This is a genomic window from Komagataeibacter diospyri (assembly GCF_006538165.1).
In the GTDB taxonomy this organism is placed as follows: Bacteria; Pseudomonadota; Alphaproteobacteria; order Acetobacterales; family Acetobacteraceae; genus Komagataeibacter; species Komagataeibacter diospyri.
Genome location: NZ_BDLU01000006.1, coordinates 1 through 14637, shown reverse-complemented (window position 1 = coordinate 14637; position 14637 = coordinate 1). Strand labels below are relative to the sequence as shown.

General features: G+C 60.1%; 13 protein-coding genes. 3 read left to right on the top strand and 10 right to left on the bottom strand.

Annotated elements, in window-relative coordinates:
- Nucleotides 1-34 precede the first annotated feature (34 nt).
- From MSKU9_RS00805 to MSKU9_RS00780, 6 genes are read right to left on the bottom strand one after another with little or no spacing between them, the layout of a single operon-like run.
- Complete coding sequence (locus MSKU9_RS00805) at nucleotides 35-1384, bottom strand: sensor histidine kinase (protein WP_141259466.1); 1350 nt, start codon at nucleotides 1382-1384, stop codon at nucleotides 35-37.
- Nucleotides 1381-2052 carry a response regulator transcription factor gene (locus tag MSKU9_RS00800; protein WP_141259465.1) on the bottom strand — a complete coding sequence of 224 codons (672 nt, stop codon included), beginning with the start codon at nucleotides 2050-2052 and terminating at the stop codon, nucleotides 1381-1383. Before MSKU9_RS00800 ends, MSKU9_RS00805 begins: the two co-directional genes overlap by 4 nt.
- Nucleotides 2052-5126, bottom strand: a complete 3075-nt coding sequence (locus tag MSKU9_RS00795; protein WP_141259464.1) for an efflux RND transporter permease subunit — start codon at nucleotides 5124-5126, stop codon at nucleotides 2052-2054. The genes MSKU9_RS00800 and MSKU9_RS00795 overlap by 1 nt, the downstream gene beginning before the upstream one ends.
- The gene (locus MSKU9_RS00790; protein ID WP_141259463.1) at nucleotides 5126-6277 is read right to left on the bottom strand and encodes an efflux RND transporter periplasmic adaptor subunit; all 1152 of its coding nucleotides are present in this window, start codon (nucleotides 6275-6277) and stop codon (nucleotides 5126-5128) included. The genes MSKU9_RS00795 and MSKU9_RS00790 overlap by 1 nt, the downstream gene beginning before the upstream one ends.
- On the bottom strand, nucleotides 6274-7527 hold the full coding sequence (locus MSKU9_RS00785; protein WP_141259462.1) for a TolC family protein: 1254 nt from the start codon (nucleotides 7525-7527) through the stop codon (nucleotides 6274-6276). The genes MSKU9_RS00790 and MSKU9_RS00785 overlap by 4 nt, the downstream gene beginning before the upstream one ends.
- Before the next feature lie 11 nt (nucleotides 7528-7538).
- A complete protein-coding gene (locus tag MSKU9_RS00780; protein ID WP_306342983.1) occupies nucleotides 7539-8114 on the bottom strand; it encodes a hypothetical protein in 576 nt (191 codons plus the stop codon).
- A gap of 868 nt (nucleotides 8115-8982) precedes the next feature.
- Here MSKU9_RS00780 and nhaA point away from each other — a divergent pair.
- Complete coding sequence (gene nhaA / locus MSKU9_RS00775; protein ID WP_141259460.1) at nucleotides 8983-10188, top strand: Na+/H+ antiporter NhaA; 1206 nt, start codon at nucleotides 8983-8985, stop codon at nucleotides 10186-10188.
- Nucleotides 10189-10460: 272 nt separating this feature from the next.
- Here the strand turns inward: nhaA and MSKU9_RS00770 are convergent, their stop codons facing one another.
- Nucleotides 10461-11297 (bottom strand): alpha/beta fold hydrolase, encoded by an 837-nt coding sequence (locus MSKU9_RS00770; RefSeq protein ID WP_141259459.1) that lies wholly within the window; start codon nucleotides 11295-11297, stop codon nucleotides 10461-10463.
- Between the two features lie 92 nt (nucleotides 11298-11389).
- On the opposite strand from MSKU9_RS00770, the gene MSKU9_RS00765 reads away from it, so the two are divergent.
- Nucleotides 11390-11902, top strand: coding sequence for a MerR family transcriptional regulator (locus MSKU9_RS00765; RefSeq protein ID WP_227002287.1), 513 nt, complete (start codon nucleotides 11390-11392; stop codon nucleotides 11900-11902).
- Here MSKU9_RS00765 and MSKU9_RS00760 read toward each other — a convergent pair.
- The gene (locus MSKU9_RS00760; RefSeq protein ID WP_141259458.1) at nucleotides 11899-12591 is read right to left on the bottom strand and encodes a type 1 glutamine amidotransferase domain-containing protein; all 693 of its coding nucleotides are present in this window, start codon (nucleotides 12589-12591) and stop codon (nucleotides 11899-11901) included. The two genes, MSKU9_RS00765 and MSKU9_RS00760, sit on opposite strands and share 4 nt — an antisense overlap.
- A gap of 150 nt (nucleotides 12592-12741) precedes the next feature.
- On the opposite strand from MSKU9_RS00760, the gene MSKU9_RS00755 reads away from it, so the two are divergent.
- Complete coding sequence (locus tag MSKU9_RS00755; protein WP_141259457.1) at nucleotides 12742-13683, top strand: SDR family oxidoreductase; 942 nt, start codon at nucleotides 12742-12744, stop codon at nucleotides 13681-13683.
- Nucleotides 13684-13702: 19 nt separating this feature from the next.
- Here the strand turns inward: MSKU9_RS00755 and MSKU9_RS00750 are convergent, their stop codons facing one another.
- Nucleotides 13703-13882, bottom strand: coding sequence for a zinc-binding dehydrogenase (locus tag MSKU9_RS00750; RefSeq protein ID WP_141259456.1), 180 nt, complete (start codon nucleotides 13880-13882; stop codon nucleotides 13703-13705).
- 42 nt (nucleotides 13883-13924) lie between these two features.
- Nucleotides 13925-14637 (bottom strand): IS3 family transposase (locus MSKU9_RS00745; protein WP_141259455.1); only part of this gene is annotated, 713 nt, incomplete at its 5' end.

Here is a 14637-nt window from a genome sequence, read left to right as displayed (position 1 = left end):
CAGTTCCATATGACGTGAAACCGAACGCGCGGTCTCAGGCTGTGCCGGAGGCGCGGATCACATCCGGGTCGGGGAAAGTAATGTGGGCACCAAACCCCCTGCCTGATTCCGGCAGCGGGGAACGCAGGCGCATGGTCGCGTCCATCTGCCGGGCAATATTGCTGGCAATTGCCAGGCCAAGGCCGCTGCCGCGCGTGCCAGTCCCGCCGCGCACGAACGGACTGGTCAGCCGCGTCAGCATGTCCGCCGTCAGGGCCGGGCAGTCGTTGGTAATGTCAATGCCCCCATCTGGCAGGACGGCCACATGCACGGGCGTCTCACGCCCCCCGTGCAGCAATGCGTTTTCCAGCAGGTTGCGCAGCATGATGCCGGTCGCATCCATGTCACCATGCACAAATATGTGGCTGATCCCGTTTACGTTCAGGATGATTCCGCACCCGTCACGCGGGTTATGGTCCAGATCGTCCGCCAGTACACGCAGCACGGTCAGGAGGTCGAAGCGGTTGCGGCGGAAGGCAACACCTGACGAGGCACGTGAGAACTGCAGCAGTTTTTCTACCGTCCGTCCAAGTCGGCGGGTCCGGTCGGCAATGATGTCCACCCTGCGCCCGGCCTCCGTTTCTGGCGATACCATGCGGCCCAGCATCTGCACCTGCGCCAGCAGGGCGCCAAGCGGGTTGCGCAGTTCATGCGCGGCACTTGCGGCAAAGGCCCGCTCGGTGGAAAGTGCGGTTTCCAGACGGGCCAGAAGGGTATTGACGGCATGCTGGATGGAGACGAGTTCCACCGGCAGGTCAAGCGAGGGGATGGGCCGCAGGTTGCCGCTGCCACGCGATTGCATTTCATCATGCAGGCGGTCAAGCGGGCGCAGGGCACGCCGTACGATCACGCGTACCAGCAGCCAGATGACAGGCAGGAAAACCAGTATCGGCACAATGGCGATCGCCGTCGCGCGCCACGTCGCCCCCCGACGGTGCAATGTCGGCTCCCCCACCAGCACACGATAGGCCGTGGCGGTCGGGGCTGCGATATAGACCCGGAAACGGGGGGTATCGACAAACCCGGTATGGATATCGGGCACAAACGGCTGGACCGGCGCATTCTGTGAGCGCAACACCACATGCCCGGACTGATCGACCACCTGGTAGGCGAGTGTGCGCGGTCCGACACCGGGCACCCAGGCAACAGTGTCCCGTGGTCCATGGGGCTGTGTAGCGATGGTGGCCTGCAGCCGTTCGGAGACTTCCTGCAGGGAATTGTCCAGCCGTTCCGTTATTTCGTAGCGGGTAAAGCCTGCAACGGCGAGGCTGAGAGCCAGCAGGCTGAGCGTCACCACGCTCAGGACACTACTGACGATGCGGGTGGCGAGACTCCAGTTCTTCATACTGCTTCACCGTCAGCCAGGCAGTATCCACGGCCACGGACAGTCCTGATCACCGTGTTGCCCACCTTCTTGCGCAGGCGGCTTATGAAAACCTCGACAGTGTTGCTGTCCACATCGTGGTCCAGCGCATACAGGGCCGTGTCGATCTGCTGGCGGGAATAGATCCGCCCCGGATGACGTGAAAGCAGTTCCATAATGGCCCATTCCCGTGCGGTCAGGTCAAGCACCCGCCCGCTGCGCGATACCGAGCGGTTTTCCCGGTCGATCGTAATCTCCCCAATGCGATAATGGACCTGCCTGCGGGGAGCCGCATAACGCCGCGCCACGGCAGCGATACGGGCCACGAGTTCGTTCAGGTCGTAAGGCTTGACAATATAATCATCCGCCCCTTCGGACAGGCCGGCAATGCGGTCGCTGATCTGATCTTCCGCCGTGGTGATGAGGATGGCGATATCAGACGACGTAGCACGGATTTCACGCAGCAGGTCGCGCCCGCTGCCATCTGGCAGCCCAAGATCAAGCAGCATGAAATCATAATCCACGGTGGCCATGGCCGCGCGCGCGTCCTCCAGCGTCATGAACCAGTCCACGGCGTGCCCGTCCAGCCGCACGCGCTCCTGCACTGCCGCCCCAAGGTCACGTTCATCTTCAACAATAAGGATACGCATCAGTCCCGAACTTTCTCTCGCATGACCCGGGCGTAAAGCGATGGCAGCACCAGGAGTGTAAGCAATGTGGACGTAACCAGCCCGCCGATCACCACGCTGGCCAGCGGGCGCTCGACCTCGGCCCCCGCACTGTCTGAAAACGCCATGGGGAAAAAGCCAAGGCTGGCGACAAGGGCCGTGGCCATGACCGGGCGAAAGCGGGATTCGGCGGCGGCAAAGGCCGCCTGCGCCACCGCCATGCCACCCGCGCGCAGGGCTGCGATTTCACTGACCAGCACCACACCGTTGAGGATCGCCACGCCAAACAGTGCAATAAAGCCGATGCCTGCCGAAATGCTGAACGGCAGGCCCCGCAGCGTCAGCGCCACGATGCCGCCGGTCGCCGCCACCGGCAGGTTGATGAATACCAGAAGGGCAGGCCGGACCGCGCCAAACGCCACCACCAGCAGGGCAAAGATCAGGCCAAGGGCAATGGGCAGGACGATCTCCAGCCGCAGCACCGCTGATTGCAGGTTACGGAACTGGCCATCCCACTGCATGGTATAGCCTGCGGGCAGTTTCACGTCCCGAACCACCCGGGCCTGTGCCTCGGCCACGTAGGACGCAAGATCCCGCCCGCGCACATTGGCCTGGACCACCATGCGCCGGCGCACGCCATCGCGGCTGATGCGCGGCGGGCCATCGACTTCATGCACATGCGCCACCTGTGAAAGCATGACACTGCCTTGCCCGTCCATGCGCCGGACCTGCAGCGCACCAATCGCGGCAGCCGAGGTCACGCGCTTCGGTTCAAGGCGCACCTGCGTGCTGATGATGGCGTTATCCACGATCACCGGCCTTGTGCCGATATGCCCGCCAACCGCCTCTACCGTATCCAGAATGTCCTGCACCGCCACATTGCGGCTGGCGGCCTGCGTGCGGTCGATATCGGCCACGATCAGCGGCACGGCGCCATCGCCTGCCGCCGCCACGTCCGCCGCGCCTTTCACGCCGGACATTGCAGCCACCACCCGGTCGCCCAGTTCTGCCAGCGTGGTCAGGTCATCACCGAAGATCGAGACGGCAATCTGGGTGCGCACGCCAGAGAGCAGGTCGTCCATGCGCATCTGCACCGGCTGGCTCCATGAATACAGTGCATCGGGCAGTTCGCGCCGCATTGTGTCGTCCATCGCGGCGACAAGTCCGGCCTGCGTGCGTGCGGTTTTCCATGTGGAGGGGGGATTGAGGAAGATGAAGCTGTCGGTCTCATTCACGCCCATCGGGTCGGTCGGAATGGCGGATGTGCCGGTATTGCTGACCACTGTCCTGACCTCAGGGAAGCGACGCAGGATCTGCTCCTGCTTCGTGACCGACGCCAGCACGGTGTCGAGCGAGACCGAGGGCAGTCGGGTGGTGGTGACCGCAAGTGCGCCTTCATCAAGCTGGGGAATGAATTCACCCCCCAGTCGTGTGGCAAGAACAGCCGATACGACCAGCACCGCGATCGTGCCGCCGAACAGGGTGCGCGGATGCATCTCCCCCCATGTCACCATATGGGTATATGGGCGGCGCAGCCATGCGATCAGTCGCGTATCGCCCGCAGGGTGCAGCCGCCCCAGCGCAAGGCTGGCCAGCACGGGAATGCAGATGAAGCAGTAAGCAAGCGACGCCAGCAGCGCCATGATGACCGTCTGCGCCATGGGACGGAACATGCGCCCCTCGATCCCCTGCAGCGTCAGGATGGGCAGATAGACCATGATGATGACGAGGATGGCGAACCCCACCGGGCGCATGACCTGCTGCACGGATGACACCACGAGGGGCATGAATTCCACATCCGGTTCCTCCTCGCGCCGTGACAGGACATGTTCGATCACCACCAGCGAGCCATCGACGATCATGCCAAAATCGATCGCGCCCAGACTGAGCAGGTTGGCTGAAATCCCGAACTGCCGCATCCCCGCCATGGCGCAGACAAGGGCCACCGGAATGACCGAGGCAATGACAAGGGCCGCCTGCCAGCTCCCGATCACCACCACCAGCACGCCCACCACCAGCACTGCGCCCATCAACAGGTTGTCACGCACGGTGGCGATGGTCTGCCCGGTCAGGGTGGCGCGGGTGTAGTAGGGGGCCAGCGTAACGCCTGCGGGCAGCGCCTGCCGGATACCCGGCAGGGCGCGGTCGATCGCGGCAAGGGTGGCGTTGGAACTCGCCCCACTTTCCATCATCACCACGCCGATCACGATTTCGCCCTGTCCGTCGCGCGTGACCGCCCCCAGCCGGGTGCGCGCGCCCGTGGTGATGCGCCCGAGGTCGCGCAGGCGCACGACCGAGCCGTCCGTATTGGTCCGCACGGCGATGTTGCCGAAATCCGCAAGGCTACCCACCAGCCCGCGCCCGACCACGCTCTGCTGTTCGGCATGATGCGTGATCCAGCCACCACCAGACGCGGCATTATTCTCATCCACCGCGCGATAGACCTCACCGACGGAAAGATTGGCCCCGATCAGCCGTGCCGGATCAAGCGTGACTTCATAGGTTTCCTCCGCCCCGCCATTGACGTTCACGTCCACCACGCCGGGCACGAGGCGCATCTGCGGCACCACGGTCCAGTTCATGATGCGGTTGAGTTCCATGGGCGAGCGCCCCGCGCCCCGGATCTGGAACTGCATGATCTCGCCCATGCCTGTGGCCAGCGGCCCCATGCTGATGGTGATTCCGGGCACGGATATGTTCGAACGCGCCTGCTGCATGCGCTCGTTCACGCGGGTGCGGTCAAGGTTGATGTCGGTGTCGTCGGCAAATTGCACATATACCACCGACACCCCGCCACGGGAGACGGAGCGCAGGTCGGTCATGCCGGGAATGCCGGTCATGCTGGCCTCGACGGGAAAGGTGATGAGTTTCTCCACTTCTTCCGTCGCGAGGCCGGGGGCGACAACCGAGACAAGCACCTGACGGGGCGAGATATCGGGCACCGCCTCCACCGGCAGACCCAGCACCGTCATGATTCCAGCCGCCAGCAGCACGAAAAGACCGCCCAGAACCAGCATGCGCGCGCGCATCAGCGCCTCAAGGTATTTCCGCGCCATCAGTCCGCATCCATCCCGGCAAGGCCGATGACCGAATGCAGGGCGAAGCTGCCGTGGCCTACGACCGGCTCGCCCCCTTTCAGGCCGGAACGGACGACCGCTTGAATCCCGTCATCCAGCGCCACATCAACCACGACGGGCCGGTAATCGGTTTCGCTCATCCGCAAGAACACGACGCTCTGCCCGTCAATCTGCTGAAGGGCTTCGGACGGCACGACAATGCCCGCCACGCTATCGCGCTGTGCCAGTGTTGCATCCAGCACCATGCCGGGCACCAGTGCGCCGGTGGGGTTGGGCACGCTGCTGATGACGCGGACCAGCCCGGTCAACGGACTGGCCATGCCATCCACCGTGTCGATGCGCGACGTGAACGGGCCACCTGCCGCCTGCGTCACCTGCTGCCCGCCCGGTGCGATCCGTACGGCCTGATCGGGAGGGATGTCGGAGACAAGCCATATGCCGGACAGGTCCGCCACAGTCGCCACATCCATGGTCGGGTCCACGTCGCCCGCCACCGAAGTATTGAGCGCCTGCACCATGCCATCGACAGGGGCAATCAGGGTCGAGCTCTCGTCTTCCGTGCGCTTGCTGTCCTGTTCCGATGATGAATTGAACTCCTCCGCGAAACGATGGCCCAGCGTATCCACGTCCGCCTGTCGCGCGTGCATGGTGGCGTCAGCCTGCGCCAGTGCATCCTGCCTGCGGCGCAGTTCGGCCATGGAGATGGTTTCGCCCGCCAGCGCCTTTGCCCGCTGCACGGCGCCCGCCGCATCGCTCCGGGCCGCGATGGCGGCTGTCAGCGCCGCACGCATCTGGACCGCCTGCAGACGCGCGACATGCAGGGAATGGTCCTGATAACGCAGCAGCGCCTGTCCCCGCCGCACGGGTGTGCCCGGCTGCACCAGCACCGCCAGCACCTTGCCGCTGCCAGCGGGGTGGATATGCACGACCCGTGTCGTATCGGGCATGACCCGGCTTATGACCGGCAGCATGGGCACAACCCTACCGGGTGCTGCCGTGACAATGGCGATACCCGCGTTCGCCACGGCCGCCCCATCCAGCTTCACGACAGGAGGCAACGCCACATCCGTGGCATGGGCTGGCGGGCAGGACAGGCCCAGGATGAACAGGGCAGGGGTGAGCCGCTTCATGGTACGATCCCGGTTGCGATCAGCATGCGGATGCTGGCGACATGCCATTCCACCTCGGCCCTGGCGCTGGCCAGCCGGGTATTGGCCGCCGCCTGCCGGGCGGCAAGCGCCGTATCCAGACTGGTTTCGCCCAGCCGCCAGGCCCGTTCCTGCGCCTCGGCCCGCCTGTCCATGTTTTCGGATGCGGTGCGGGTGGTCTGCCGCGCCGTGGTGGCTGCGATCAGGCGTTCCCGTACCCGCATCATTTCCAGATGCACCATGCGCCGCGCCTGCGTTTCCTGACTGGTAGCCGAAGCCAGCCGGTTGCGCGCTTCGGACATGATGGGCGTGTTGCGGACCTCGCTGGGCAGGGGAATGCTGAAATTCACGCCCACCCGGTCATCCCACGGGCTGCCGTACTGCTTTTCATGGATCGCATCCACGCCGATTTCCGGATTGGGCATGAAGGAACGGCGCGCCAGCTTCATGTTGGCCTCGGCAGCTTCAACATTGCGGTGCGCGACCCTGATGCGGGGGTCATTGTCCTCCATGTCACGGGGCGCGATAAAGCGGGCGTGGGTGACGTCGCTCGCCCCGTAACGCGCAAGATCCGGCACAACCGGGCGGCCGAGGAGCACCTCCAGTGCAGCCGTTGCATTCCGGGCCTCCTCCTGTGCCAGGGCCAGTTCATTACGGGCATTCTCCACTGCCGCCTGTGCCATCTGACCATCGGTCGAGGCCAGTTCGCCACCATGCACCGCCCGTGTGGCGCTGGTGGCCATGCGTGCTGTCACATCATAAAGGGTATGGGCCACCTCCACCCGCGTACGGGCGATCAGGGCGGCAGCGCCAGCGTCAAGCACCCGGATGGATAGTGCCATGTGTTCGACATTGAGCTGTTCATCAAGCGATGCAGCTTCCGCGCTTGCAACCTGCCAGGTAGCGCTGCCCTGTCCCGGCAGCCATAGCGGCACGGACACCCCGCCCTGATACGTCGTATAGCCTTCGTTACTGCCCAGCATGTGGTCATCCATGTATTCACCCGACAGGGTAGGGCCACCGGCAAACCATGACCCCGCCGCACTCGCGCGGGCACGGGCGGAATGGTGACTGACCTGCAGTTCGGTGCGGACCGGATCAATGGCCCACGCCATGCCGACCGCTTCATGGAAGGATGGGCCGGACCGGGGGACCTGAGCCCGGGCCAGAGCCCCCCATGTCAGGGCGCCGGTCATGGCGACCGACAGGATGGGGCGCATGACGCGCTTCATGCTTCAGGCCTTCATGGAATGACGGGACCACCATGACTGATCCGTAAGGCGAGATCGCTCCACAGCCGCGCCATCATGAGGTTGATGTCGGACGAAACCGAAAAAGGAGACTGGGAACGTGCCAGGGGGGAGAGGGACATACGTTCCCCTATGATAAAGTGCCCCTGCGCGAATAGCCGGGCGGAAATCGATCCCTGCTGCCCCTGTCCCATGGGCCTCGTAACGGAAATACGCAGATGAGGGGCTGACTCAGCGATAAGACTGAATGCATGCAGTTCAGCCTCATCAGACGGGCACGCCACCCCCTGCAGCACGGCATCGCGCAGTACGGAATGGGGATATCCGCCATACATACCGTCCACATGCAGGCGGATGCCCTGCTGGACTGTCATGCATATGCCTTCCGTCCCGCTGTCTGCCCGGGTGGGCGATACCAACAGGAAGAAAATACAGGCTGCATACAGGCTACCGTGCAATATCCTTCGCATAATACGCGTCTGTTTCCTGTCAAACGTAGAGTTCCTGCCATCACGACGATGACTTCCTACCGATAACAGAGAAACCTGACGTGAACCTGAACATGTCACCTATGAAAGGAATTTATATTATGAAAATGATTATCATTATGATATTCGTGGGGATTATGGATAGAAATCCATTGATAAAATATAATATTATTTATATTAATTATTATATTACAATATAATATATGTTTGGTGATGTTTTTATAAAGCCTTCGCAATGACATCTGAAGATGAGTGGCCAGCATTCTCTGACGAACAGGCAGACTGTCCAGCTACAGACCCATTTCTTAAAAATACAAGGAATTCACCGAGGGAGTATTCACCAGACAGAAGTATTCCCGATCCATTATAACGCGCTTTCTGGTCATGTTCAGCAGCCGTCTCATAAAATGGGTCGATGCGAAGAAAGCGTGCAAAATACCGAAGGCCACGGGATCCTATGCCCTTCCATACGTCTGGTATCCGGCACGATGTTATGCCTGATATCTTTTCAGCGCAGGAGAATACCGCCAGCTTCTTTGATACTGTGACAAATAATCTGCAATCCGCTCCACAACCCCGACACGCCCATAACACAAGCCACAATGGTGCGGGTATTACTGGATCTGGCGGCCCAGGCTGGCCGATCCAGCGAAGAAGTTGATGTTATCGCCAGTAATCATGTCAGGGAAAACGACCGCAAAATTCTGATCTGCAATCTCTACGGCATGAGTTGAACCATCTACTAAAGCAGTGCCAGCATGGCATGATTGGAGAACGCAGGATCATTGATGACTTTGGGCAGATATGAGGAAAAGGCTGCAGTTGCCTCATCCAGAACGCAAAGCTCGTAAAACGGGTATTCGAGAAGCGGACGTAAAAAGAAACATTATGACAATATAGCGCAGAACCTTTGACTTGTATGGAACCCTGTCCTGTTCAACAAAGAGAAATGACTGAATCCTTTATTGCGTCCGCCGCCCATCTTCGACGTTTCCTTGGCTCTCCCGCAGGCGGGGCGTCTGTTCTCCTGCTCGCCTCTCTTGCGGGTCTTGTCCTGGCAAATTCACCGTGGGCGCTGGGTTATACAGCCCTGATAACGACCCCCATGAAGCTTTCCTTTCTGGGCACGCATGGGCCGGAAAACATGGACGCATGGGTCTCCGACGGGCTTATGACCCTGTTTTTTCTGGTGGTCATTCTCGAAATCAAGAAGGAAACCGTCTCAGGGCACCTCTCATCACTACGCCGCGTTGCCCTGCCGCTTATCGGGGCACTGGGCGGCATGATCGTGCCCGCCCTGACGTATCTTCTGGTGACATGCGGGCATCCGGAAGCGACGCGCGGCTGGGCTATTCCTGTTGCAACGGACGCTGCATTCACGTTGCCGATCATTCTTGCTCTTGGAAAGCATGTCTCGCCTGGCGCCAGGGCCTGGCTGATGGCGTTGGCCATTTTCGATGACGTGCTGGGTATCTTGGTGATCGCCCTGTTTTACGGGAGCGCTCTGTACTGGCCAGCACTTGTAGCGGTCGGGATCGTTACTGCAGCATTGATCGGAGCGAACAGGGCCGGGATCAGGACGTTATGGAGTTATGCCACCGCAGGCATTCTCCTATGGATAGCACTTCTGGAATCTGGCCTGCATCCAACTCTTGCCGGGGTAATAACCGGACTCTGTCTGCCGGCGACGACATCCGGAAAAGGCGTTGGACCAGTTACGCCTCTCGATAAAACAGGCTCCGCGCTGGCCCCCTTTGTCACATGGGTGGTTCTGCCACTTTTCGGCTTCATGAACGTGGGTGTTTCACTGGTGGGCGTTCATCCGGACAGAACGCTGGAGGCTGTTCCGCTCGGGATCATGTTGGGACTGATTGTTGGCAAGCCTGTCGGTGTCTTTGGCGCGACGCTGCTTTCGACCCGGTTGAAGATCACCACGCTTCCGGCCGAAACACCAATGGGAATGCTGTTTGGTCTTTCGCTGCTGTGCGGCATCGGATTTACGATCAGCCTGTTTATCGCGAACCTGGCATTTTCCGGATCAGATCTTGTGACCCTGGCCAAGATGGGCATCTTCGCCGGTTCTGTCCTGTCTGCCCTGATGGGGTGGTTCTGGTTGCGTTTCTTGCCTCAGCATGACCGGCCATCTTCCCGGTAGAAGATGGCCGGCAAGAGGGAAATTGTCACCCACAGCCAGCATTCGCCTTTTCCTGTCGGTAACTGCCTGTCTGCTTGGTGAGAACAGAGCGGACAGGCTACTGATGTCCGCATTCAGGACATTACGTCCATCAGAGACGTTTTCGTAAAGCCGACGTTTACAGACGAACTCCAGCCCAGCCACATTGCGGGGACTGACTTCACGACAAGGCAGGTAACGAGACAAAATCACCACCTACTGACGTCAAAGGCCACATCGTCGGGACGCGATCTTCAGTCGGTAATAAACGCCAGGATATCGGCATTGATGATATCGGCATGGGTCGTGTGCATGCCATGCGGATAACCGGGATAGATTTTCAACGTGCTGTTCTGAAGCAGCCTGTCCTGAAGGATGGCCGCATTTTTATAAGGCACGACCTGATCATCATCGCCCTGTAGCACAAGCACCGGGACGGTAATGGCTTTCAGGTCTTCCGTCTGGTCCGTTTCGGAGAATGCCCTGATCCCTTCATAATGGGCTTTCGCACTCCCCATCATGCCCTGACGCCACCAGTTGCGGATCGTCCCTTCCGAAACTTCTGCGCCCGGACGGTTGAAGCCATAAAACGGCCCGCCGGCCACATCCAGAAAGAACTGCGCGCGATTGGCCACCAGTCCGGCACGCAGTCCGTTCAGGACTTCGATCGGTGCGCCTTCCGGACTGCGGTCCGTCTGGACCATCAAAGGCGGCACGGAACTGATGAGCACGGCTTTGGCGACACGTCCCTGAGGCTGACCATATTGCGCAACATAGCGGGCAACCTGTCCGCCCCCTGTCGAATGCCCGACATGAATGGCGTTTTTCAGACCGAGACGTTCGACAACTGCCGATGCATCAGCCGCGTAATGGTCCATGTCATGACCGTCGCTCACCTGCGCCGAACGTCCGTGACCGCGGCGGTCATGCGCAATAACGCGAAATCCCCTGCTCAGGAAGAACAGCATCTGCGTGTCCCAGTCATCGGCGCTGAGCGGCCAGCCATGATGGAATACGATCGGCCGGGCGTCCTTCGGTCCCCAGTCCTTGTAGAAAATCTCTACGCCGTCGGATGTCGTGACGAATGACATGATACTTCTCCCGAGCATTCAGAACTGATATTGCTCAGACGCTAACGTTGAACATAAGTTCAACGTCAAGATGAACCTGTAACAGAAGACAGATGATGAAAATTGGAGAACTGGCCCGGCAAACCGGTCTTACGACTTCCAAACTCCGCTTCTATGAGCGCATCGGTCTCCTGAAAACGGTTGATCGTCGTTCCAACGGATACCGTACCTATCCGCCACAGGCCGAGCTGATCCTGGGACTCATCACGATGGCACAGCGGGCCGGATTTACGCTGGATGAAATCCGCACCCTGCTGCCCGCTGATCTGAAACACTGGGATCATGATGCCCTCATGAATGCACTGACACGCAAGATTGCGGATATCGAGGCGCTGCAGGCACGTCTGGCCCAGAGCAAAACCCACCTCCTTCGTCTGGTTACGGACATTCAGGCACGCCCTGACGACATGGACTGTGCGGCCAATGCCCATCGTGTCCTGACGAATGTGCTTATGGAGCCTCCCGAAAACCTGGACGTGACCCCTGACGATGTGCGCCTTCTGGACAGCACGGATCGTCGTCTGTCCGTGAGCAGGAGGCGCAGCAAAAAAGCTGTTTCGCCTTAAAGTCCTCCCAGAAGGGACGCGACTTTTCTTGCGGTCGCTCTGGCAGAAGAAGGGTTCTGGCCCGTCACCAGTTTTCCATCCGCCACGACATGGGACATGAACGGCAGAAGGGCTTTTTCGTATAGCGCGCCCCGTGCCTTCATCTCAGCTTCCGCGTTGTAGGGTATCTCCCGCGATACGCCCGCCAGCCTTTCCTCGGTCCACGAAAATCCGGTGATTTTTCGCCCTGAGACCAGAAAAGAACCGTCTGTAAGACGGGTGTTCAGAAGCCCGCAATATCCATGACAGACAGCGGAAACAATGCCGCCCTTTTCCCACACTGCGCGGGTGATGGCCTGAAGGTCCTCATTGTCTGGAAAGTCCCACATCACGCCATGCCCCCCGGTAAAGTAGATCGCATCATAATCCTGCGGATTGATGTCTGCTGGGCAGGGGGTTGAAGAGAGCAGGGCCATTTTTGCCGGATCGGCCAGCCAGGCTCTGGATGAGGCATCGCGCATCGTCCATTTCAGCGCACGCGGGTCAAGCGGAACCTTGCCACCCCTGGGGCTGATAATGCGCTGTTCATAACCCCTGGCGGCAAACTCGTCCCAGGCATGCGTCAGTTCCGACAGCCATAATCCCGTTGGGTGCGCCGGATTGTCAAAATGCGCGATGTTGGTGGCAACGTGAAGGATATGACGGCTCATGGCTGGTCCCTTTGATGCGACAGGGGGGCGGACAACCGTTTTGTAACGTTCAAGCCCAGTTGAAGGTCAATCTGTCGTTTGACATTAAATCTGACTTCAACGTTAGCGTCGTAACGATAAACCTGCTCGGCACCATGGAGGCAGCCCCACATGCAGACAATTCTGGGCGCAAATGGCCAGATCGCCACGGAACTGGCGCGGACATTACATCAGCATCATACGGGCGACCTGCGGCTCGTGAGCCGCAATCCCCGCAAGGTCAACCAGGACGATACCCTTATGGCTGCGAACCTGCTGGATGCAGGACAGACGACACAGGCGGTGAAAGGCAGCCGGATCGTCTATTTCACAGCCGGCCTGCCCCCTGACAGCACGCTCTGGGAAGAGCGGTTTCCGGTCATGCTGAAGAACGCCTTGCAGGCGTGCCGGGCGGCGGGCGCCAGTTTCGCCTATTTCGACAATACCTACATGTATCCGCAGAACAGTCATATCCAGACGGAGGAAACGCGCTTCGCCCCGGTGGGCCGGAAAGGGCGGGTGCGCGCTGCAATGGCGTCCATGGTGCTGGAAGAAATGGCGCGGGGAGACATTCCCGTGCTCATCGCCCGCGCACCGGAATTCTATGGTCCGGGAAAAACGCAGAGCTTCACCAACGCCCTGATCATCGACAGGCTGAAAGCAGGCAGAAGACCTCTGGTCCCGGTCCGTGACGATACGCGCCGGACCCTCATCTGGACGCCGGATGCGAGCCGGGGGCTGGCAACCCTGGGCAACACACCCAATGCTTTTGGCCAGACCTGGCATCTGCCGTGCTGTGATGATCGGCCGACCTATAAGACATTCGTCACCATGGCGAGCAGGATTTTCGGACGCACGCCATCTTATTCGGTTATCGGCAGATGGCCACTGATCATCGCAGGCATTTTCTCAAAACAGGTGCGGGAGATAAGGGAGTTGCTGCCCCGCTACGAGCAGGACAATCTCTTCGACTCAACGAAATTCAAACGCCATTTCCCCGCGCTTTGGGTCACGACATATGAGGAGGGTCTGGAACTGATCAGGAAGGAATGGGAGGCGAATAAGCCTGAATGATCCCGGCTCTCCTGCTTTTTTACGGAATCAGCAGGAGCTTCCCGGTCGTTTCACCGCTTTCCATGTCGGCATGGGCGCGGGCGGCGTTGGCCAGCGGGTAGGTACCGCCAATGTGGGCCTTCAGCTTGCCGTCGATAATCCAGTTGAAGAGCTGCACCGAATGGGGGCACGGCAGATCCGGCGTATGAACGTGGTCCATGAAGATCGCGTTGAATTGCCCCGGGTTTTGTGGAGACGTTTTTTATCTGAACCAGGCGGCTAAAGCATGTGATTTCTGCTGAGCATAAAAGCGAGCCTCAGCTTCTGCCGGGGGGATGTTTCCAATGGATGAAAGCATGCGGCGATTATTGAACCAGTCCACCCATCTGAGTGTGGCCAGTTCAACAGCTTCCCTGTTTTTCCATGGCCCCTGCCGATAGATGAGTTCGGTTCTGTAGAGACCATTTATGGTCTCGGCCAGGGCGTTATCATAGGAATCCCCAACACTACCGACAGAGGCAACGAGGCCTGCTTCAGCCAGTCTTTGCGTGTAGCGAATGGACACATACTGACAGCCCCTGTCGGAATGATGGGTCACTTTCTCCTCGGGCTGCCTCTGGCACAGAGCCTGCTCCAGGGCATCCAGTACGAAGTCGGTATGGACAGTTGATGAGACGCGCCAGCCCACAATCACGCGGGCGAATACATCAATGATGAAAGCGACATATACAAAGCCCTGCCATGTGGAAACGTAAGTGAAATCCGAAACCCACAGCCTGTCGGGAACTGGCGCATGGAACCGGCGCTGCACCAGATCCTGTGGGCAGGGGCGTTGCGGATCTGGCCGGGTGGTTCTGACCCCCTTGCCACGAATGACGCCTTTCAGTCCCATCTGGCGCATCAGCCGCTCTACCGTGCAGCGGGCGACATTCCTGCCTTCGCGTCTGAGCTGATGCCAGACCTTACGCGCACCAT

Excerpts from the sequence above, each read along its gene's own strand:
- MSKU9_RS00800 (WP_141259465.1), bottom strand. The coding sequence starts at position 2,052 with ATGCGTATCCTTATTGTTGAAGATGAACGTGACCTTGGGGCGGCAGTG.
- MSKU9_RS00755 (WP_141259457.1), top strand. The coding sequence starts at position 12,742 with ATGCAGACAATTCTGGGCGCAAATGGCCAGATCGCCACGGAACTGGCG.
- MSKU9_RS00760 (WP_141259458.1), bottom strand. The coding sequence starts at position 12,591 with ATGAGCCGTCATATCCTTCACGTTGCCACCAACATCGCGCATTTTGAC.
- nhaA (WP_141259460.1), top strand. The coding sequence starts at position 8,983 with ATGACTGAATCCTTTATTGCGTCCGCCGCCCATCTTCGACGTTTCCTT.
- MSKU9_RS00790 (WP_141259463.1), bottom strand. The coding sequence starts at position 6,277 with ATGAAGCGGCTCACCCCTGCCCTGTTCATCCTGGGCCTGTCCTGCCCG.
- MSKU9_RS00785 (WP_141259462.1), bottom strand. The coding sequence starts at position 7,527 with ATGAAGCGCGTCATGCGCCCCATCCTGTCGGTCGCCATGACCGGCGCC.
- MSKU9_RS00765 (WP_227002287.1), top strand. The coding sequence starts at position 11,390 with ATGATGAAAATTGGAGAACTGGCCCGGCAAACCGGTCTTACGACTTCC.
- MSKU9_RS00795 (WP_141259464.1), bottom strand. The coding sequence starts at position 5,126 with ATGGCGCGGAAATACCTTGAGGCGCTGATGCGCGCGCGCATGCTGGTT.
- MSKU9_RS00770 (WP_141259459.1), bottom strand. The coding sequence starts at position 11,297 with ATGTCATTCGTCACGACATCCGACGGCGTAGAGATTTTCTACAAGGAC.
- MSKU9_RS00805 (WP_141259466.1), bottom strand. The coding sequence starts at position 1,384 with ATGAAGAACTGGAGTCTCGCCACCCGCATCGTCAGTAGTGTCCTGAGC.
- MSKU9_RS00750 (WP_141259456.1), bottom strand. The coding sequence starts at position 13,882 with ATGGACCACGTTCATACGCCGGATCTGCCGTGCCCCCATTCGGTGCAG.